23 protein-coding genes are annotated in these 19,360 nt (G+C 42.9%); 19 read left to right on the top strand and 4 right to left on the bottom strand.

Annotation, left to right across the window (positions count from 1 at the left end):
- The first annotated feature begins 479 nt into the window (after positions 1-479).
- The 5 genes from P8596_RS14020 (at position 480) to P8596_RS14000 (ending at position 4,062) form a co-directional block, all read left to right on the top strand.
- Positions 480-1,070, top strand: a complete 591-nt coding sequence (locus P8596_RS14020) for a YpjP family protein (RefSeq protein ID WP_254651713.1) — start codon at positions 480-482, stop codon at positions 1,068-1,070.
- Between the two features lie 164 nt (positions 1,071-1,234).
- On the top strand, positions 1,235-1,924 hold the full coding sequence (locus P8596_RS14015; protein WP_254651712.1) for an anthrax toxin lethal factor-related metalloendopeptidase: 690 nt from the start codon (positions 1,235-1,237) through the stop codon (positions 1,922-1,924).
- A gap of 22 nt (positions 1,925-1,946) precedes the next feature.
- Entirely contained in the window at positions 1,947-2,741 is a 795-nt protein-coding gene (locus P8596_RS14010; RefSeq protein WP_254651711.1) for a thymidylate synthase, read from the top strand.
- Complete coding sequence (locus P8596_RS14005) at positions 2,738-3,223, top strand: dihydrofolate reductase (protein ID WP_279724174.1); 486 nt, start codon at positions 2,738-2,740, stop codon at positions 3,221-3,223. The genes P8596_RS14010 and P8596_RS14005 overlap by 4 nt, the downstream gene beginning before the upstream one ends.
- 116 nt (positions 3,224-3,339) lie before the next feature.
- Positions 3,340-4,062, top strand: coding sequence for a lysophospholipid acyltransferase family protein (locus P8596_RS14000; protein WP_279727008.1), 723 nt, complete (start codon positions 3,340-3,342; stop codon positions 4,060-4,062).
- Positions 4,063-4,114: 52 nt separating this feature from the next.
- Here P8596_RS14000 and trhA read toward each other — a convergent pair whose 3' ends face one another.
- The gene (gene trhA / locus P8596_RS13995) at positions 4,115-4,753 is read right to left on the bottom strand and encodes a PAQR family membrane homeostasis protein TrhA (RefSeq protein ID WP_279724173.1); all 639 of its coding nucleotides are present in this window, start codon (positions 4,751-4,753) and stop codon (positions 4,115-4,117) included.
- Between the two features lie 182 nt (positions 4,754-4,935).
- On the opposite strand from trhA, the gene P8596_RS13990 reads away from it, so the two are divergent.
- The 3 genes from P8596_RS13990 (at position 4,936) to P8596_RS13980 (ending at position 6,984) form a co-directional block, all read left to right on the top strand.
- On the top strand, positions 4,936-5,598 hold the full coding sequence (locus P8596_RS13990) for an SOS response-associated peptidase (protein ID WP_254651709.1): 663 nt from the start codon (positions 4,936-4,938) through the stop codon (positions 5,596-5,598).
- Between the two features lie 93 nt (positions 5,599-5,691).
- Complete coding sequence (locus P8596_RS13985; protein ID WP_034758584.1) at positions 5,692-5,943, top strand: DUF2535 family protein; 252 nt, start codon at positions 5,692-5,694, stop codon at positions 5,941-5,943.
- 198 nt (positions 5,944-6,141) lie between these two features.
- Positions 6,142-6,984, top strand: a complete 843-nt coding sequence (locus P8596_RS13980) for a DegV family protein (protein WP_279724172.1) — start codon at positions 6,142-6,144, stop codon at positions 6,982-6,984.
- Between the two features lie 79 nt (positions 6,985-7,063).
- On the opposite strand, the gene P8596_RS13975 is transcribed toward P8596_RS13980, so the two are convergent.
- The gene (locus P8596_RS13975; protein ID WP_224519692.1) at positions 7,064-7,549 is read right to left on the bottom strand and encodes a PCYCGC motif-containing (lipo)protein; all 486 of its coding nucleotides are present in this window, start codon (positions 7,547-7,549) and stop codon (positions 7,064-7,066) included.
- A gap of 216 nt (positions 7,550-7,765) precedes the next feature.
- On the opposite strand from P8596_RS13975, the gene P8596_RS13970 reads away from it, so the two are divergent.
- The 3 genes from P8596_RS13970 to P8596_RS13960 all read left to right on the top strand — a co-directional run bounded on the left by P8596_RS13970 (position 7,766) and on the right by P8596_RS13960 (position 10,248).
- Entirely contained in the window at positions 7,766-8,755 is a 990-nt protein-coding gene (locus P8596_RS13970; RefSeq protein WP_279724171.1) for a nucleoside hydrolase, read from the top strand.
- Between the two features lie 78 nt (positions 8,756-8,833).
- Complete coding sequence (locus P8596_RS13965; protein WP_034758592.1) at positions 8,834-9,664, top strand: SGNH/GDSL hydrolase family protein; 831 nt, start codon at positions 8,834-8,836, stop codon at positions 9,662-9,664.
- Positions 9,661-10,248 carry a YpmS family protein gene (locus tag P8596_RS13960; protein ID WP_224519694.1) on the top strand — a complete coding sequence of 196 codons (588 nt, stop codon included), beginning with the start codon at positions 9,661-9,663 and terminating at the stop codon, positions 10,246-10,248. Before P8596_RS13965 ends, P8596_RS13960 begins: the two co-directional genes overlap by 4 nt.
- A 63-nt stretch (positions 10,249-10,311) precedes the next feature.
- On the opposite strand, the gene P8596_RS13955 is transcribed toward P8596_RS13960, so the two are convergent.
- Entirely contained in the window at positions 10,312-11,052 is a 741-nt protein-coding gene (locus P8596_RS13955) for a DUF4397 domain-containing protein (protein ID WP_061811463.1), read from the bottom strand.
- Positions 11,053-11,379: 327 nt separating this feature from the next.
- Here P8596_RS13955 and rsgA point away from each other — a divergent pair, with 327 nt between their 5' ends.
- The 5 genes from rsgA to P8596_RS13930 all read left to right on the top strand — a co-directional run bounded on the left by rsgA (position 11,380) and on the right by P8596_RS13930 (position 14,523).
- Complete coding sequence (gene rsgA, locus P8596_RS13950; RefSeq protein WP_279724170.1) at positions 11,380-12,405, top strand: ribosome small subunit-dependent GTPase A; 1,026 nt, start codon at positions 11,380-11,382, stop codon at positions 12,403-12,405.
- A 153-nt stretch (positions 12,406-12,558) separates the two neighbouring features.
- Positions 12,559-13,104, top strand: coding sequence for a peptide-methionine (S)-S-oxide reductase MsrA (gene msrA, locus P8596_RS13945; protein WP_159362136.1), 546 nt, complete (start codon positions 12,559-12,561; stop codon positions 13,102-13,104).
- Complete coding sequence (msrB, locus tag P8596_RS13940) at positions 13,097-13,519, top strand: peptide-methionine (R)-S-oxide reductase MsrB (RefSeq protein WP_061811462.1); 423 nt, start codon at positions 13,097-13,099, stop codon at positions 13,517-13,519. Before msrA ends, msrB begins: the two co-directional genes overlap by 8 nt.
- Before the next feature lie 109 nt (positions 13,520-13,628).
- Positions 13,629-14,129 carry a PTS sugar transporter subunit IIA gene (locus P8596_RS13935; protein ID WP_061811461.1) on the top strand — a complete coding sequence of 167 codons (501 nt, stop codon included), beginning with the start codon at positions 13,629-13,631 and terminating at the stop codon, positions 14,127-14,129.
- A gap of 247 nt (positions 14,130-14,376) precedes the next feature.
- Positions 14,377-14,523, top strand: a complete 147-nt coding sequence (locus tag P8596_RS13930; RefSeq protein WP_079531961.1) for a YjcZ family sporulation protein — start codon at positions 14,377-14,379, stop codon at positions 14,521-14,523.
- Between the two features lie 66 nt (positions 14,524-14,589).
- Here the strand turns inward: P8596_RS13930 and P8596_RS13925 are convergent, their stop codons facing one another.
- A complete protein-coding gene (locus P8596_RS13925; protein ID WP_279724169.1) occupies positions 14,590-16,380 on the bottom strand; it encodes a methyl-accepting chemotaxis protein in 1,791 nt (596 codons plus the stop codon).
- A gap of 329 nt (positions 16,381-16,709) precedes the next feature.
- Between P8596_RS13925 and P8596_RS13920 the strand changes: the two genes are divergently transcribed.
- From P8596_RS13920 to P8596_RS13910, 3 genes are read left to right on the top strand one after another with little or no spacing between them, the layout of a single operon-like run.
- Positions 16,710-18,017: an aspartate aminotransferase family protein gene (locus P8596_RS13920; protein ID WP_224519698.1), complete on the top strand. Its 1,308-nt coding sequence runs from the start codon at positions 16,710-16,712 to the stop codon at positions 18,015-18,017.
- Positions 18,018-18,716, top strand: coding sequence for a 3-oxoacid CoA-transferase subunit A (locus tag P8596_RS13915; RefSeq protein ID WP_279724168.1), 699 nt, complete (start codon positions 18,018-18,020; stop codon positions 18,714-18,716). It begins immediately after the preceding gene.
- On the top strand, positions 18,695-19,357 hold the full coding sequence (locus P8596_RS13910) for a 3-oxoacid CoA-transferase subunit B (RefSeq protein WP_279724167.1): 663 nt from the start codon (positions 18,695-18,697) through the stop codon (positions 19,355-19,357). Before P8596_RS13915 ends, P8596_RS13910 begins: the two co-directional genes overlap by 22 nt.
- Positions 19,358-19,360 lie beyond the last annotated feature (3 nt).

Raw genomic sequence — 19,360 nt, 5'->3', positions numbered from 1 at the left:
ACCTGCATCATAACGGAGGGTCTTTTTTTATGCAATAGATGAATTCTCACCTCACAGGAATAGCTCCTGCGGGGAATGCTGGACAGGTGAGACCCCACAGGGCTTTAGCCCGAGGAGGCTCACCGCCAGCCCCGCGGAAAGCGAGCACCTGGAGCGGAAATCAACCACTTCTCGCTCCATTTAAACGCAGCAATGAATTACGGAAATAGCCAATAAAATAGACAGGCATCCATCGCCTGTCTAATCCCATACATATTAATCAGTGAATCCCAGTACAATAAAATAACCTAACAGAAGTATGTATCCGATGTTGATCATAATTCCAGTATCCATCTAGTTATCCTCCTTACAAAGTATCCTCATTAATATACTACCACATAAAGATTTTTATATCCTACAAAAAAATGAAACCTTTTTCACTTTTTACTCGTAAGAAGTAGTATAATAATAGACGTAATACATAGGAAAGGACGTTATCTATGTCGATCTGGCTCAAGAAATCGTTTTTTATCTTACTATCCATCCTGACATTTGGACTTGTTTCACCATCACAGGCCTTCCTGAATGAAGAAAATCATGCCCTTGCCAAAAATAATGGCAAGCCTTCCACGGTGGAATCGACTCCAGAGGAAACTAGGGAAGAAGAGTTAGCCCTAACCCATGATGGTTTCATCGAATCGATGCTGGTACAAGCAGAAAAAAATGCATATGAAAAATTCGGGACCAAGATCAAGCCTGTCATAGAGGATGAATTCAGATCGTTGATCCTTCCAAAGATTGAAAAGGCAATAGCGGATACAGCAGCAGAGTTTCCGGAAGAAGACTTAACGTCCCTTACCATTTCAGAAGTACCTCAATATGCTAAAACAGAAAAGATCTTTCATATTTATGACGAGCGTTCGGGTGAAGATATCATTCGTTTTCATGTAAGAAAAGACCATCCACCAAAAGATGGCTATTATTTCAACTTTCACTACCATACGGTGCACGATAACTTCCAGGCCCACCATGAACTGGGAAGCATTTTTTGGGACAAAAACACCCCACCTCAATGGATGAGCGTGTCCTGATTTACCATATATCAAAAGAAAAAAGCAAGCACGGTGATGAACGTGCTTGTTTTTTTGCTCATTTTAAGAAATGGAAATAATACTCTCTGAAATCGGGTCTATCATTATGGTAAAATAGTAATAATTGTATCATTGTCGGATCATAAGAAAAAGGAGGGATCAATGTGAAACGTACCTTCATCATCCTTCTGAATATAATCACTCTTGTCATTCTCTGGACCCATACAAATGCTACTTACGATGGTACCCTCTTAAAACACTCACCCCTTAAAACACAGCTAAATCTTCAATCCAGTGAGCAACTGGAAAATATGATCCTCTTACCAGAGTCAACGTTTGATCAAGAAGAGGCCGGTGCTATGATCAAACGACTGGATCATATTCCGACCTCGCTCTTGGAGTCCGCCGAATCGCAGAATATCAAGATTCGATTATTCCAAACCAAGTTAACCGATTTTTCTACCACAAGTCACTTGAAAGGAGTCACCCCGAGAGGGTACACTAATAAAAGTATCACGTGGGATGATGTCCCTGGAATAGGTGGTTCCAAGCTTGTACTGGTAAAGATCGGTCATAGCGGGAAAGGAAAAGGGCACAACTCATATAATCTGGAACTTCATGAGTTCGCCCATAGCATTGATCGGTACGTGTTGACGGATCTATATTATGAGCTGGAATTCCTACCCCTTTGGAAAAGGGAAGCACCCCGGGTTTTCCCGGGTGAAGAATATTTCATTCAATACAAAGAAGAATATTTTGCAGAAACATTTGCGATGTACTATTTGAATCCCGAAACTAGGAATCTACTGAAAGAAAAGGCACCCGCAACATATCGATTTTTTAAAGAACTATAAACTAGTAAAAGGTGTGGTCACTGTGAAGCAGTATTTAGACTTGTGCAAACATGTACTGGAAAATGGGACAAAGAAAGAGGACCGGACGGGGACGGGTACGATCAGTACGTTCGGTTACCAGATGCGTTTTGACTTACAGGAGGGATTCCCTCTTCTTACAACGAAGAAATTGCATGTCAAATCCATCATCCATGAACTGCTTTGGTTTTTAAAAGGGGATACCAACGTAGCCTATCTACAGGAAAACGGAGTCCGTATCTGGAATGAATGGGCAGATGAGAATGGTGAATTGGGACCTGTATACGGGCATCAGTGGAGATCTTGGTCAGGTGCAGACGGTGAAACGATCGATCAGATCACAAACCTCATCGAAACGATCAAACATAATCCTGACTCCAGAAGGATGATCGTCAGCGCATGGAATGTCGCCGATGTGGATCACATGGCTTTACCTCCTTGTCACTGCCTTTTCCAATTCTATGTGGCAGATGGTAAGTTATCCTGTCAGTTATATCAACGATCTGCCGATGTATTCCTTGGTGTTCCTTTTAATATTGCCTCATATGCTCTTTTAACGATGATGGTTGCACAGGCTTGTGATCTGGAAGCAGGTGAATTCGTCCATACATTCGGAGATGTGCATATCTATCAAAATCATATAGATCAAGTGAACTTACAGCTTTCAAGAGAGCCTAAATCGTTGCCGAAGCTTGTAATCAATCCTGAAGTGAAGGACATATTCCAATTCACTTTCGAAGATTTCAAACTGGAAGGATACGATCCCCATCCGCATATCAAAGGAGTCGTGAGTGTATGATCTCGTTTATTTGGGCGATGGATCAGAATCAGCTGATCGGGAAAGATAATGCATTACCTTGGAGACTGCCTGAGGATCTGAAATTCTTTAAAAAAACGACGAACGGACATGCCATCGTCATGGGGAGAAAGACATTCGATTCCATCGGTAAGCCGCTGCCAAATCGTGAAAATGTCATTTTGACCAGAAATACAGCATTTCAACAAGAAGGCTGCCTTGTGATGCATTCTGTTGAAGAAATTCTGGAGTGGTCTAAAGAAAATGGCGGAGAAATCTTTATCATGGGTGGAAGAGAAATATATAAACAATTCATCCCCCATGTAGAAAGACTATATGTCACACAGATCCATCATGAATTTGAAGGGGATACGACCATGCCGGCCATTCCATGGGAAGAATTCACTTGTATCTCATCAGAAAAGGGTGTAAGGGACGAAAAGAATCCTTACGACTATGAATTCAGGATCTATGAAAGAAAATAGATGATTGTCCGGTGGAAGCTCAGATCATAATGGGCTTCCCCTTTTTTTATTCTCCTGACGAATCGTATCCTGTATAATAGATAAGGAAAATCAAGGAGGATCATACTGTGTTCAGAATGGTGTATGTGTTGATCTATATGGGGCTATATCTTCTATATAGCATCCCGACACTTCAAAAGGTAAAAAGACTGGATAGGGATATGTCAGTCGAGGAACGGGACGGGATCGTTCATGATCTACCTAAAAGGTGGTCCAGAGGTATCATGAAACGGACCGGAAGCAATGTACATATTAAGGGGCAGGAGGCGATTCCTGCGGGGCCGGTCCTGTTTGTAGCCAATCATTCAGGGGATTTTGACGTTCCTGTCCTGTTAGGTTCCATTCCAAAGCCTTTTGGATTTATTTCAAAAATGGAAGTGAAGAAATTGCCGATCATAAGCGGTTGGATGGAAATGATTTCATGCATTTTCATTGATCGGAAGAATCGGAGACAGGCCGTGCTGTCGATCCGTGAAGGTGGTATGGTTCTGAAAAATGGACACTCCCTTTTAATTTTTCCTGAGGGTACCAGAAACAAGGGTGGAGCGTTGAAGGAATTTAAGACAGGAGGGATCCGGATGGCGAAGGATGCCGCCGTGCCGATCGTCCCGGTCGTCATACAGGGGACGGCCGACATGTTTGAAAAACAAAGACTCGGCATCAAGCCCTGCGACATATATGTCGAAGTCCTCCCCTCCCTTTCTTCCGCGTATATAGCGGATAAAGACGTAAAGGAGTTATCAATCGAGGTTCAAGGAATCATACAGGCTGCCTTGGACGAAATGAGAATCGCAGCATAATAAAAAAGGTCCAGCCAGACGCTGGACCTTTTTATCCATTGGAATGATGAATTTACACATAGAACAAGATACAGAAATACATAAAACCGCTGCCGGCAAGGACGAACAGGTGCCAGATGGCGTGATTATAAGGAAGCTTGTTCCACACGTAGAAGATGGCACCAACGGAGTACATGATCCCTCCTGTTAAGAGAAGTCCGAATCCTGCACCTGTTAAACTGGCATAAAGTGGTTTAATCGCAATGATCACGAGCCAGCCCATCACAAGATAGAATAGGGTGGATACCACTTGGTAGCGTTGAACAAAATAACACTTGAACACGATCCCCACTATGGCAAGACCCCATACAATTCCAAATAACGTCCATCCTAATGCGCCTCTCACACTGACAAGCATAAATGGCGTATACGTTCCTGCAATCAGAACATAAATGGCCGAATGATCCAATACCGCAAATAAATTTTTCACCTTAGAAGGCTTAAAGCTGTGCAAAAGTGTCGAAAATAAGTAAAGAAGTATCATCGAAGCTCCGAATATCGAGAAGCTGACGATATGCCAGGCAGACCCTTCGTGAACGGCAAAAATGATTAACATCACTAATGCCGGAATGCTGAGAATCAATCCGATACCATGGGTGATGGCGTTCGCAACTTCTTCTTTCCAATTTGAAAAATCGAAATCATATGTCAAGGTGGTTTCATCCTTTCTACGATCGTCAAATTGATCGCTTAACGAGTCTCATGTATTCATGATAATCCTCTTTAAGCTATTGTGCAATCATCAACATAGTAAAGGAGTAAAGTGTTATGGTTGGATTCGAGTGCGGAATGATGTATATTCCTAAGTAAAGAAACGATGATGAGGTGCCAAATATGTGCGGTAGATTTTCTTTGACGACCCCCTTGGAAGAATTGGTAAAACTCTATTTGATTGATGAATTTCTTGAAGACTGGCAGCCGAGATACAATATCGCTCCATCCCAGAACGTCCTTTCCCTTATTTCTCATAAGGGGAAGAGGAGGGCAGGTGAAATCAAATGGGGGCTTGTTCCCCATTGGGCTGACGCTTCTAAGTGGAAGCCATTGATCAATGCCCGTAGTGAAACGCTCCTTGTCAAACCCAGTTTTAAATCCCTTGTGCATTCAAGAAGGATGGTGATCTTTGCTGACGGTTTTTATGAATGGAAGAAGGAGGAATCAGGGAGGATTCCGATAAGGTTCAAATTGAAAGAAGAACAGCCATTTGTTTTTGCCGGATTATGGGACAGGAATGGGGAGGTCACCACATCGACCATTCTGACAACCGAAGCCAATTCTCTGGTTGAAGATGTACATGAAAGAATGCCTGTGATGCTAACAAACAGTGAAGATATTGAGAAATGGCTCAACACCGATGAATATTCCTTTGATCAGGCTGCATCCGTATTAAAGCCACTCCCACGTGAAATGATGGAGGGTTACCGGGTGTCCACCTACGTGAACTCTCCTAAACATGACACCTCTGAATGCATTGTTCCGGTATCATCTGTAGGATAAAAAATTTTCATACTTTTGCACGGTTTGACATTTTATGCGGACGTAAATAGGGTATAATATAGGCATAAACGGGTGAAAAAGAGGATTGATACTTTGCTTACCAAAACCATCGAGTTCAAATCAAAGTATGGACGGAAGGTCAAAATCTCAGAAGTTCCTGTATTGAAGAAAGACAGCCCTCTCTACCTAAGGGTAAATCTCAGGCTGCATCAATTTATCACGAAAGTGATGAATCATCATGGGCCTAAGACCATCTTCAGCTTTAGAGAACATTTAAAGAGAACGACGAAATGGTCAGAGTACGAAGAAATTTATCAATCAGAAGAGTTAAAGAATAATGCATAAGTTTTGCGGGGTTCTGATCCTGGAGGCATAGATATGCCCATGGATCAGACCTTTTTATATGACTTCCATTCTGTTAGGGGCTTATCCCGGCATTTATATATCGATTCATGTCCAATGAGTTAAATGCTTACTATCTATTTAAATCCTCAGCGATTAACGATATAATACTAATGATATGGGAGATAGGATGTGGCAAAATTGACCAAAATTAAGATTGTAACAGATTCGACAGTTGATTTATCTGATGAAGTCGTAAAAGAATTGGATATTCATGTGGTTCCTCTGTCCATTTCAATTGATGGAGAAACATACTTAGATAGAGTAGATCTTTCACCTTTGAGCTTCTTAGAAAAAATGAAGGCCTCGAAAGAATTACCAAAAAGTTCTCAACCGCCTGCAGGGTCATTTGTTGAACTGTATGATGAATTAGGTAACGATGGATCACGCGTTTTATCCATACATATGACCGGTAATATGAGTGGGACCGTTCGATCGGCAGAGTCTGCTGCGGAAATGTCTTCAGCAGATGTGACGGTAGTAGATTCCCGTTTCATTTCAAAAGGCTTGGCCTTCCAGGTGATTGAAGCCGCCAAACTTGCTCAAGAAGGAAAGTCTATGGATGAAATCCTTGAAGTCATCGAAGAGATCCGTTCCAACACCAAGTTGTTTGTCGTGGTGGATACCCTTGAAAACCTTGTAAAGGGTGGGAGAATCGGGAAAGGGCGCGCCATGATCGGTTCCCTGCTCAATATCAAGCCGATTGCATCACTGGAAGGAGCAGAGTATACTCCGGTTGCAAAGGTTCGAAGTCACTCACAGGTAGTGAAGTATTTAACGGCACAATTTGTGGAAGATGTGAAAGGAAAGACCATAAGGGGAGTTGGACTCGTCCATGCGGATGGGATGAATCTCGCTCAAAACCTGAAAGCCAAGATCATAGAGAAAACAGGATACGATCAAATCGAAATCGCACCGACAACGCCTATCATCAGTACACATACAGGTATCGGGGCCATCGGTTTCATGTATTACACAGACTAATGAAAAAAGACGAAGGGGAATTGATCCTTTCGTCTTTTTTTTGGATGAAAAAGACAGCAGGTAAACCTGCTGCCTGTTATCATGATGGCATCGGAGTCGGGGTGGGCTTTGCGTAGCCTTCTTTATATTGTTCATCAATGAATGTTCTGATTTGCTTGATGGACTCGCCATTTTTATATTTTACGATGGATTCAGCTGCGATTTTCAAGCAAAGCTCACATCTGGTACCGTGGTCGTCCCACACCACTTTGTCCCCCTCCGTTTTATAAACAAAGCAATTCAGGTTGCTTTCGTGCCCGGCTGAATCCCCGCACCCGCAATAACAAGGAATATATTTTAGGAGATCAGGGTTTTTAGCTGCCGAGGAATAGATGAGTCTCATATTGTCATCCTTATCGTCAAGAAATGAGGGAAGGGTGTCGACAGAAGCGGTTTCTTCCCTGATGTCCCCGTTTGCCGCAGTATGGTCCTTATGAGGATCTTCATTCTGATCACTTGAACAACCGGCAAGTAATCCTAATAAACCAATCAAACATGTGAAATACAAAAAGAGATTTTTCTTCATTCCAATCACCTTTCATTTTAGATATATAGTTATTGTAGCATGGTAACCATCACGGGTTCGTCCATGTTATGGTTGATTTTATGAATATTCTTGCCACCTCATAACTACAATCAACATATCATAGAAATATAATAGGCAAGAAAGGCTCAGATAGAATCTTGAACGACAGCATTTCCTCCTTATTAGAGGATGTTTGATGAAGGGAAGTGTATGTGCTTGTCTGATAAAAAAAAAGTCTTGGTGATTTCAGATTTTGGAATCGATGATATCGTCGCAGTACTGTATGCTTACTATAGCGATACGATTGAAGTTGTTGGGATTGTTTCGGACTATGGGAATGTTTCCAGAGAATCCGCATTGAAAAATGTAAAATACCTGCAAAGCATTACGGGGATAACCGATATCCCGGTTATTGGGGGTGCAGTCTCTGCCTTGACGGGTACCCGGCCGAATTTCTATCCGGAAGTTCATGGGGTGGCTGGACTCGGGCCGATCGTCCCGGATGAGATGGCATTCGACCCTTCCGACATAAGTGAAAGTTTCTATGAAATCAAGGAACTCATCAATCAATACGCAGGAGAACTCTATATTTACTCTGCCGGCCGATTGACCTCATTGGCCACTGCTTTCATCTTGTACCCGGAAACGATGAAGAAAGTCAAAGAATTTTATGTGATGGGTGGGGCTTTCAATGTTCCTGGGAATGTCACCCCGACCGCAGAAGCCAATTTCTATGGAGATCCTTATGCCGCGAATATCCTGATTCAGCTTGCCCCGAAGAAAATTCACCTCATACCTTTGGATGTTACAATGTATGCACTCATAACTCCCCTAATGATCGATCAACTACACGAATTTTATCTGAAATCAAATGATAAAGTTGGCCAGATCATTAAACCAATGGTTGATTATTATTACGGGTTTTATAAGAAGACGTATCCGGATATTACTGGAAGTCCCCTTCATGATCTAGTGGCCATGTGGGCCCTTGCCGATGGAGGGAAGATGATATTCGAGGAAGTCCCGATACGGGTGGCCGTCAATACGGGCTGTACATTTGGTCAAAGTGTCGGGGATTTCAGGAAGTCAACGGATAAGGAACCATGGCGGGTTCATAAAATTGCAAAACAATTCCATTACGGACAATTTATAAAGGAAGTTTTTTCTACTTTACAATCAGGACCGAGCCGTCAGGATTGGCGATGACCGATGGATGAGTGTATTAATGTTTTACAGGTGAAGAACCGTGATATAATAATTAAAAGAGTAAGCGAGGTGACACATATGAAGAAAATGTCCATTCTCATGCTCGCTTTTGTTTTTTTCCTGGCAGGGTGTTCGTTGGAAGATGCTGCTGATCATATTACAAGGGAAGTATCCAAGTGGGATAAAGAAAGTCCCAATGAAACATTTATACCGAAAAACTTGAAGGTGGTTTCAATAGGAGATTCATTGACTCAAGGTGTCGGTGACAGTACGAAAAAGGGTGGGTATGTTCCTTATCTGGAAAAAAGTCTCGAAACATTGGATGGGGTTAAGGATGCCCAGTTTCATAACTACGGAGTAAGGGGAAACCGTACCGATCAACTACTGAAAAGACTGAAGAAGGAAGATGTGAAATCTTCCATTAAAGAATCTGATTTAGTGATGATCACCATCGGTGGAAACGATGTTATGAAAATTTTTCGTGAAAATTTATCACACTTGAAGTTAGAGGTATTCCAGGAGGAGAAACGACAATATCAACTCCGGTTACAAGAGATCATTGAAACGATCAGAAGTTATAACCCCGATGCAGGCATTGTCCTGGTCGGTCTGTATAATCCTTTTAATACTTGGTTTTCGGATATTGATGAAGTCAATCAGGTGATTCATAATTGGAATGAAGCAAGCATACAGATACTGACGGGTTATGATAAGACGTTATTCGTGAAAATCGAGGACTTATTTATCGATGCAGGGGATACTTTGTTGTATGAAGACTACTTTCATCCGAATGATGAAGGGTATAAGCTGATCGCAGACCGAATGTTTACGGATCTTGCAAAAGGGGAAACATTAGCTACATTGACAGATAGAAAAGATTCTGTTGAGGAAGAGGAGCAGCCGTCATGAAGAACAAATGGAAGGTGGGGTTCTTTGTCCTTTTAGGTATGATCATACTTGGATTCGTCATCATCGTATCCATGATCTTTATGCCTGTAAAGGATGATGCACTGCCTGACAACAACAATAATACAGATCAACAAGTTGGATTTAATGTAGAGACCAACAAGAAAGATTTAAATCTAATCATTGAACATTATATTGAAGAAGAAGGGATGAAAGGGCCGGTGGATTACGATGTTCAGCTCAAGGATGATGTTGAACTACTGGGATCCGTCCCTGTCTTTACTTCAGATCTGGACTTTAAATTGAGTTTTGAACCGAAGGCGTTGGATAATGGGGATATTCTCTTAAAACAAAAATCCATTTCAGTAGGTTCACTGAATCTTCCGGTCAACTATGTATTGAAAGTGATCAGAGATTCTTATAATTTTCCGGATTGGGTAAAGATTCAACCCAATGATGAATTGATTTACGTCTCACTGCAAGACATGAAACTGAAGAGTGATGTGAAAGTACGGGCAAACAAATTTGATTTGAAAGAAGATAATATTTCTTTCAGACTACTCGTCCCTGTCGACCGTGCTCAATAAGAAAAAGGTGGCTTCCTTCTGGAGTCACCTTTTTTGTATGGTAAACCTCTTTATGCTGTGACTCTATCCTTTCAGCAATAGAGCTTCAAGTTCCGGTGTTCCATTGGCTAATCCAACGGCAACGATCGTGTATGCCTGATTTGGGCTCAGCTTCACATTCGGAACGCTCAGTACACTGTTTTTACTTCCGGCGACCCTTGCTTCGAGATTGACGGTCATTGGAGTCAACCCAAGATAATCGGTGGCTTGTTTAAAGGATATATCCGGGAATATAACATCCCCGCCTTTCACAGCTATATCGACTGCCGGGGCATCAGGGGAAAGGTGAATGAACTTTACCTTTGTTTCTCCGCTTGGCACTGTTGGATCATCCAGATAAGGAAGTAATTGCATTTTATTCAGTGTTCCAACAGCTGCGAGAGTGTAGATCTTTCCTGGATCGATTTTCACTTTTTTACTAATGACTGTCGTCACACTTGTACCTGCAGGATAGACATCAATATGATACTTTCCGGCTGGTAAAGTTAAATAATCGCTCACATCCTTGAAGGCTACATCCCGTAATACACGATTTCCGTTCACATATACATCAACATTCGGTGCATCAGGGACGGCATGTAACACACGGACGTACGAAGGCTGTGTAGAGGTTGTCATGTCAGCTCGCTGCGCCTGCATGGCAAGCCTCATATATTTAAGGTGCTTCTGGTAGTAATGAACGTGCATGGACGGATCGGAATATTTATAATAACCGGATAACAAGTCATACATCGCAGCTTTCGTCAAATAATCATGTTGGCTCATCCGTATCTCTCCCTTAACAGTATTAACACAATAGAATATGCCGGGGAGAAAAAATGGTGAAAACACCTATTTTTATAAAAATCAGAAATATAGCTTGCAAACCGGATGAAAATATTGGATAATAAAAGTACTAATTGAGAAAGTGGGTGATGTCATATGAACCTATCATTAATTGAGCAAAAGGCTAATGTAAATATGTATAATATCGGTTCTGCACGTCAACTCACTTTAAACGGGATTCTTTGATTTTTTTCATTTCTTCTTTCGTGAAAAATCCGTTGACGTGTCGAACCACGCAACGGATTTTTTTATTTGGGAGGAAACAAGTTGAATACGAGAGAAACAGTTTTTGAAATGATGAACCACCTGACAGAAGAAGGCTTTATATTGGGAAGGGTTGTGACTGAACAAAGGGGTGCCTTTATGGTCATGACACGAACAGGGGAAGTGTTAAGTAAGATTTCAGGGAAACTCAGGTTTGACACCATTCAGCGCGAAGATCTACCCGCAGTAGGTGACTGGGTACTCCTAAGCAAGGAAGGGGCGGTCATTGAAAAAGTACTGCCACGGATTAGTAAATTCTCGAGGAAAAAAGCAGGAAATGAAGCAGAAGAGCAAATCATCGCCGCGAATATCAATACAGTCTTCATCCTATCTTCATTAAACGATGATCTCAATAGCAAACGGATGGAGCGCTATTTACTTCTATGCTGGGAAAGCGGTGCAAATCCTGTCATCGTCCTGACAAAATCGGACACGTGTTCCGATATAGAAGAAAAGAAAAGAGAAGTGGAGAATACTTTGCTTGGGGTGAAAGTCGTTACCATAAGTGCCGTCAGTCGGGAAGGGATAGAGAACCTGATGCCTTATTTTAATAAGGGGCAAACCGTCGCCCTCGTTGGTTCTTCAGGAGTGGGAAAATCCACACTGACCAATCTTCTTGTAGGAGATGATGTCCAGAAGACAAAGGAAATAAGGGAATCCGATGACAAAGGCCGGCATACCACGACTCATCGGGAACTGTTCCTGTTAGAAAATGGTGCTGCGATCATTGATACACCGGGGATGAGAGAAATCCAATTGTGGCAGGGGCAGGAAGGATTGTCCACACAATATCATGACATTGAGGAATTAGCCCTTCACTGCCGATTCAATGACTGCCAGCATGAAGATGAACCAGGCTGCGGGATTCGCATGGCCATTGAAGAAGGAAGTCTTTCAGAGGAGAGGCTCGAACACTATCAGAAGCTGCAAAGGGAAATCGCTTACATGGAAAGACGGGGAAATAAGCGGTTAGAATCTTTGGAACGAAAGAAGTGGAAAAGTATAGGGAAGCAGAGAAAGCTTAAATAAAGGACGAAAAGAGTGACCCTTTGGTGGGCGCTCTTTTTTTTAATCATGGTGAGGTTTGATTCAAGCTAATTGCTTTCCCTTTTTAACAGGAATGCGTTAAAATCGCATACAAAGGGAATAGTGAAAGAGAATGTTATGGAAAGGATGACGAGCATGTCAGAAACTGAAATGTATCAAAAAGCCACGTTTGCCGGAGGATGTTTTTGGTGCATGGTAAAACCATTTGATGAACAGCCCGGAATCGGAAGTGTGACATCCGGATACACAGGGGGACACGTTCCAAACCCATCTTATAAAGAAGTATGTTCAGAAACGACAGGGCACTATGAAGCTGTTCAAATCGAATATGACCCCTCCGTTTTTCCTTACGAAAAGTTATTGGAACTGTACTGGCAGCAAATCGACCCCACGGATCCCGGCGGTCAGTTTTTTGACAGGGGCCAATCGTATAAAACGGTCATTTTTTACCATGACGAAGAGCAGAAGAGACTTGCTGAGGAATCAAAGGACAGGCTCGGGAAGTCAGGGATCTTTTCCAAGCCAATTGCTACAGAGATTTTACCTGCCAAGGAATTTTATCCTGCAGAGGAATACCATCAGGACTATTACAAAAAGAACCCGGGTCATTATCAACGATACAGCAGGGGATCTGGAAGAGTTGCATTCATTGAAAATCATTGGGGGGATAAGAATGAGTAAAGATGATTTAAAGAAAAAGCTGACACCCGAGCAATATGATGTCACCCAGAATAATGGGACGGAGCCGCCGTTTAGAAATGAGTATTGGAATACGTTCGAAGAGGGCATCTATGTGGATGTCGTGTCAGGTAAACCTCTTTTCAGCTCGAAGGACAAATATGATGCCGGCTGCGGTTGGCCGAGTTTCACCAAACCGATCGATGAAGAAGAGGTTTCGGAAAAAGAAGATAGAAGTCACTTTATGGTCCGGACGGAAGTTAGAAGCAAAGAGGCCGATTCTCATCTGGGTCACGTGTTCAATGATGGACCCGGTCCGACAAAACTCCGGTATTGTATCAATTCTGCAGCACTCAGATTTGTCCCCGTCGAGAAATTGGAAGAGGAAGGCTACGGGGTATACAAGAAGTTATTCTAACATAATGAATTACTGTGAAAACATTCACATATGTGCTAAAATAGACTTTTCATGTTTACTTTGAGTTACATATGTGTATATAAAAATATGAAGAGGAAGGTGAATATTGATGCTTAAAAAGCTTTTTGGCAAAAAAGAAGAAGCACCTAAAACGGTTAATGCTGTAGCACCTTTAACAGGTACCGTGAAATCGCTTGAAGAAGTGCCGGACCCTGTATTTTCACAAAAAATGATGGGGGATGGAATTGCCATCGATCCGACGATAGGAAAAGTCGTTTCCCCAGTAGACGGTGAAATCATGCAGCTTTTCCCGACTAAACACGCAGTTGGAATCAAAGCGAAAAACGGCGCTGAGATCCTCATCCATATTGGACTTGAAACGGTCTCGATGAACGGTGAGGGGTTTGAAGCCCATATCTCAGAAGGTTCAAAAGTGAGTATCGGAGATCCATTGATCACGTACGACCTGGAACTTGTAAAAGAAAAAGCGAAAAGCACCATCACACCTATCATCATCACAAACGGTGATGACATGGGAGATCTTGTGAAAAAAGACGTGACTAGTGTGACGGCAGGACAGGAAGAAGTATTGGAAATCTCTTCAAAATAATTGTAAGTGGAAAGACCGGCGAAGATGCCGGTCTTTTTTTTTATGGGATAAGTTTTCGGTGGGATAGGAATGCCCATATTTTGAATTTGGTAAATGAAGCAAAAAATAAAAATGATCCATTGAATGACCCTCATAAGATATGCGTAAAGAAGTCTCATGAAATAAAAATGGGCGGATGCACAAACACATTCTAGGTGAATGACATAGAGTATAAGGTAAATAAATAATTTTTTGAGGAGAGATAGGTATGAACTATGGTTATGGCTGTGATCCATGTTATCAAGGTGGATATGCTTATCCGGTTGCCGGTTGTGGCGGTAGTGGTTTTGCGTTAATCGTTGTGTTATTCATCCTGTTGATTATTATTGGAGCCGTTTGTTACTGCGGACATTAATCCGTTTAGAGGATAGTTGAAAATAATGATGAAAAAAAGAGCTGTCGCTAGACAGCTCTTTTTGGATTATATTTTGAAGCTGGAAATTAATTCTTTCAGTTTTTCAGCTTGCTGTGAAAGTTCAGAAGCACTTGCCGTGACTTGTTCCATGGCAGCGGATCCTTCCTCTGATGCAGCTGCAGTGGTTTCAGTGTTAGATGCGGTAGATTCGGCAATTTCATTGACATGGGCAAATGAAGTGGCCACCTCTTGACTGAGATTCAGTGTTTCCTGAATATGGTCGACCATTTCATCCACGACTATTGTTGTTTTCGTCGTTTGGCTCAGGATATCTTCAAGTGATGCATTGGTCTCATTGGTGATTTCTACTCCTGCGATGACTTCCTTCACCCCGTCGGAGTTTTGCTTGATGATGATATTGACTTCTTCCTGAATGCTGTGGACGATTTCCGTTACACCCTTGGCAGCCTGGCGGGATTGTTCAGCAAGCTTTCTGACTTCATCTGCTACAACTGCAAATCCCCTGCCGTGTTCCCCTGCCCTTGCTGCTTCGATGGCAGCATTCAGAGCGAGAAGGTTGGTCTGTTCGGCAATGTCAGTGATGGTTCCGATAATAGTGGTGATCTGTGTTGAACGTTGTCCCAGGGCTTCAACGGTTTCACTGGTATTGGACATGGTTTCTTCAATGCTCATCATTTTAGTTGAAGAGGCATGGACAGTCTTTCCACCTTTTTCAGCAACGACTCTCATGTCACAAGCGGTTTGTCTGACAAGTTCTGCCTGGTTGAATAAGAAGCGGGCGGCTTCCTCCAAGCTGTTCATCTTCTCTAATGAAGAGGACATGCGATGTGTCGTCTGGTCGCTTCCAGCGGCAATTTCACTCGATGTTTCCGCAATGGACGTGATTGTGCGCGATGTTTCCTCTGCAGATGCGAGAAGCTCCTGGCTGCTTGCAGATACATTTTCTGCCATCTCTGAAACCTGTTTTACAAGCAATGCGATCCCTGCGATAAGCTGATTCGTATCCGACGCCAGGTCAGCCAGCTCATCTTTTGATTTAACATGGATCCGTTTCGTTAAGTCTCCACCTGCATTGGCAATCTCCAAAATGGATGTACTGATTTTCTTTGTATTGGTTTTAATCGTATGAGATAAAATGATTCCAAAGAATACCGCCAATAGAACGGCGAATGCCGATAAGCCGATGGTGACGACTTGCGACAGTTGGACTTGGCGGGTCAGGGAGTCGATCCGTGCATCCAGATCTTTTTGCTGGTCGACGACGATCATATCTACATATGAGCGGATCCCGTCCAGATATTTTTTACCGACTCCGGTTTCGACAAGGTTCGCAGCCTTTTCGAGGCCTTTATCTTTCCTGGTCTCGATCACCCGATCAACAAATTGCATCCAGAAACCGTACTGTGCTTCGATTTTTCCCATCTTCTCAAGCTGTTCCGGGTCATCTTTCAAAAGTGAATGTAAATCTTTGATTTGGCCTTCCACTTCTTTTTTTCCATTTTGATAGGGTGCAAGAAAACCAGTTGCACCTGTAATCACGAACCCTTGCTCCCCGATTTCGATATCGTTTAATACTTTTGAAAGATCCTTTAAGTTGGTATCGACTTTCATATCATATGTGATCAGCGTGTCGATTTCTTTCTGGAGCTTCATCATATTGAGATAAGAAGTAGACGCTAGGACCAACAGGACAATGGTCAAAAGGCCGAATGACAGGACGACTTTCCCTCTTATAGTACGAAAGTATGAGAATATACCAAAACTTCTTTTTGGTCTTTCTTTTTTCATTTTCTTTCTTTTTGGCGATTTCAGCCATTTTTCTCTCGTTTTTTTCACCGTTTCCCCTCCTGAAGATAAAGAAAAAAGTAGCATCAAAGGATGAACTTACCATTATTTTATACATATCGACCTAATATATCTAGTCAATTTGCAGAAATTTTGTCGAATTTTTGAGAATTTTAGTATATTTCAATCATAGAAAAAAGGAAACTCTCTTTCGATCATTGCCTGATTTCCGGGAAAATCCAAAGATAAGATGATTTTTTAATAAAAAATGAAAGATTCGGCTTTTCACACATATGAATAATGTATGGGAAATCTTTATGAGCATCCAGATGAGCGAATCGAAAGAGAGTACGAATCTGATTCTTTCAGGAGGGGGAACAATGCCTCATTCGCATTTAATAAAACCGTTGATTGGGGAGCAATATCCAACGATCGATTATGGAAAGGGTGTTTTCTTGTATGACACCGATGGACATGAATACGTAGATGCCTGTTCTGGAGCGGTGACGGCAAATTTGGGACATGGTATGGAAGAAATCCTTCAATCAATCGTGAATCAAGGAAACAAAGTGGCTTTTGTGTACAGGTCTCAGTTCAGCAATCAGCCGGCAGAGGAGTTAGCCTCCTTTTTGAATGATAAAACTGGTTATCCCTGGACCTTCTTTGTCAATAGTGGATCAGAGGCAGTGGAAACAGCCATCAAGATCGCCATTCAACATTGGCAGGAGAAAGGGAAGCCCCTGAAGAGAAAGATATTATCACGGTGGCTCAGTTATCACGGCATCACCTTTGGGGCATTATCTGCTTCAGGCCATCCATCAAGAAGGGAACGGTTTGATTCTTTTTTAGGGGACTGGCCAACCATCGAACCCCCTTATTGTGCACACTGTCCATTTGGGAAGACTTACCCTTCATGCGGTTTGGCATGTGCGTCCCAACTGGATACCATGATTACGAGGATTGGCGCTGAGAACATAGCTGCATTTATGGCAGAACCGATCATCGGAGCAGCAGGGGGGGCTATCACTCCTCCAAAGGGATATTATGAGCGGATTAAAGAAATCTGTGAAGCCCATGACATATTATTCATTTCCGACGAAGTCATGACCGGATGTGGGAGGACGGGAACTTTTTTAGCTTTGGAACAATGGGGGGTCAAGGCAGATATCGTCGCTGTCGGTAAAGGTCTCAGTGCCGGATATGCCCCGATTGCTGCCACCCTCATTTCAGAAAAGATCATGGAACCGATCGTACAGGGAAGTAAAGTGATCATGAGCGGCCATACCTTTAGTGGGAACCCCATGTCTGCCACTGCGGCATTGGCCGTACTTAAGCTGATCGATTCAGAAAAGATCATTGAAGGTGTCGATCAGAAAGGGACCTATTTAAAGAATCTCCTGGAAAAATGCAGGACAGAATTTTCCTTTATTCAGGACATCAGGGGACGGGGCCTCATGTGGGGGATTGAATTTGATGAGCGGGGTGCGGGATTTACGTCTTTCATCGTGCAGAATGGAGTGGATAACGGGATATTGTTATACCCTGCTTCAGCTGGAATTGATGGCAGGAAGGGCTCTGCCATCATGGTGGCACCGCCATTGAACAGTACGAAAAGAGAGCTTGAGGAGATGGTTAAAAGGTTGAGAAGGACTTTTCAAATGGCAGCAGATAATTGGAAGGTGACGTAGATGTCCGCACATCACAATAAGTTGAGCGACTATAAGGGAATCCGCCACTTTTTTCATGATGAAATGACGATGATGTTTGGAGGGTTTGGTGGGGTTGGCTCCCCGCCTGGCATGATAAAGCATCTTGTGGAGTGGGGTGTGAAGGATCTTACCATCATCGGAAACGACACAGGGTTCCCTCACATCGGCATCGGTCAATTGGTTGCTAAGAATCGAGTGAGGAAAGTGATTGCTTCACACATAGGATCTAATCCGATTGCAGGAAGATTGATGAGTGAAGGGAAGCTTGAAGTTGAATTCTCCCCACAAGGTATCTTAGCTGAAAGAATCAGGGCAGGCGGAGTGGGATTAAAAGGGATCATAAGCGACATCGGGGTGGATGACCCCTATTTGAATAAGGGGAAGACATTCGTTGAGGTAGAGGGTGATCGTTTTGTATTCGAGGCGGCACTGGTTGCTGAAGTGGGGATTGTCTATGCGAAGAAAGCCGATACATTCGGGAACCTTGTCTATGATAAGAGCGCAAGGAATACGAATCCCCTGATCGCCATGGCCTCGGATGTGACGATTGTCGAGACGGAGGAAGTGGTTGCTTACGGAGAGCTGGATCCCGAGGAAATCGTCACTTCAGGAGTGTTTGTAGATCATATCGTCTTGTCTAAAGGAGTCGATTGGAAATGGGCCTGGGAAACGTATTGAAGGAAAAGATGGCAAAACGTGCAGCGCTTGAGGTGAAAGAAAATATGATTGTGAATCTCGGGATCGGTATTCCCTCCCTCGTTCCAGATCACCTTCCTCAAGGATTTCCAGTCATTTTTCAATCTGAAAATGGAATCATCGGCATCGGTCCTGTACCCTTGGAAGGAAATGAAGATGAAAATCTGTGCAATGCCGGGGGGTTCCCGGTTTCGTTAGTGGAGGGGGGATGTTATACAGACAGCTCCATCGCTTTCGCCATGATCCGCCGGGGGAAGATCGATCTTACGATACTTGGATCCCTGCAGGTCAGTGAAAATGGGGATCTTGCCAATTGGATCATCCCGGGCAAAAAGGTCCCGGGGATGGGAGGGGCAACGGAACTAGCCTCTAAAGCAAAGAAAGTCATTGTACTCATGACCCACTTAGACAAAAATGGCGGCAGCAAGATCGTAAGGGAATGCACCCTTCCATTAACGGCCAGGCGCTGTGTTTCGATGATCATCACCGACCGTGCTGTATTCTCACGTGAAGGTGATCAATTAATTCTGCGTGAGATATTCAATCCATACACATTGAAGGATATAGAGGAGACGACAGAAGCCCGTTACATCTTAAGCCCTGATATCAAGTTTATAGGGTAGGGG

This window comes from Rossellomorea sp. DA94, from assembly GCF_029834455.1.
GTDB lineage: Bacteria > Bacillota > Bacilli > Bacillales > Bacillaceae_B > Rossellomorea > Rossellomorea vietnamensis.
Note: the sequence above shows the minus strand (reverse complement) of the source record. Positions and strands in the feature narration are given on the sequence as shown.

What these genes read in the sequence shown, in the direction of transcription:
- P8596_RS14020 (WP_254651713.1), top strand. Translation starts at nt 480, where the DNA reads ATGTCGATCTGGCTCAAGAAATCGTTTTTTATCTTACTATCCATCCTG.
- P8596_RS14005 (WP_279724174.1), top strand. Translation starts at nt 2,738, where the DNA reads ATGATCTCGTTTATTTGGGCGATGGATCAGAATCAGCTGATCGGGAAA.
- P8596_RS14000 (WP_279727008.1), top strand. Translation starts at nt 3,340, where the DNA reads ATGGTGTATGTGTTGATCTATATGGGGCTATATCTTCTATATAGCATC.
- P8596_RS13990 (WP_254651709.1), top strand. Translation starts at nt 4,936, where the DNA reads ATGTGCGGTAGATTTTCTTTGACGACCCCCTTGGAAGAATTGGTAAAA.
- P8596_RS13975 (WP_224519692.1), bottom strand. Translation starts at nt 7,549, where the DNA reads ATGAAGAAAAATCTCTTTTTGTATTTCACATGTTTGATTGGTTTATTA.
- P8596_RS13965 (WP_034758592.1), top strand. Translation starts at nt 8,834, where the DNA reads ATGAAGAAAATGTCCATTCTCATGCTCGCTTTTGTTTTTTTCCTGGCA.
- P8596_RS13960 (WP_224519694.1), top strand. Translation starts at nt 9,661, where the DNA reads ATGAAGAACAAATGGAAGGTGGGGTTCTTTGTCCTTTTAGGTATGATC.
- P8596_RS13955 (WP_061811463.1), bottom strand. Translation starts at nt 11,052, where the DNA reads ATGAGCCAACATGATTATTTGACGAAAGCTGCGATGTATGACTTGTTA.
- msrA (WP_159362136.1), top strand. Translation starts at nt 12,559, where the DNA reads ATGTCAGAAACTGAAATGTATCAAAAAGCCACGTTTGCCGGAGGATGT.
- msrB (WP_061811462.1), top strand. Translation starts at nt 13,097, where the DNA reads ATGAGTAAAGATGATTTAAAGAAAAAGCTGACACCCGAGCAATATGAT.
- P8596_RS13935 (WP_061811461.1), top strand. Translation starts at nt 13,629, where the DNA reads ATGCTTAAAAAGCTTTTTGGCAAAAAAGAAGAAGCACCTAAAACGGTT.
- P8596_RS13930 (WP_079531961.1), top strand. Translation starts at nt 14,377, where the DNA reads ATGAACTATGGTTATGGCTGTGATCCATGTTATCAAGGTGGATATGCT.
- P8596_RS13920 (WP_224519698.1), top strand. Translation starts at nt 16,710, where the DNA reads ATGCCTCATTCGCATTTAATAAAACCGTTGATTGGGGAGCAATATCCA.
- P8596_RS13915 (WP_279724168.1), top strand. Translation starts at nt 18,018, where the DNA reads ATGTCCGCACATCACAATAAGTTGAGCGACTATAAGGGAATCCGCCAC.
- P8596_RS13910 (WP_279724167.1), top strand. Translation starts at nt 18,695, where the DNA reads ATGGGCCTGGGAAACGTATTGAAGGAAAAGATGGCAAAACGTGCAGCG.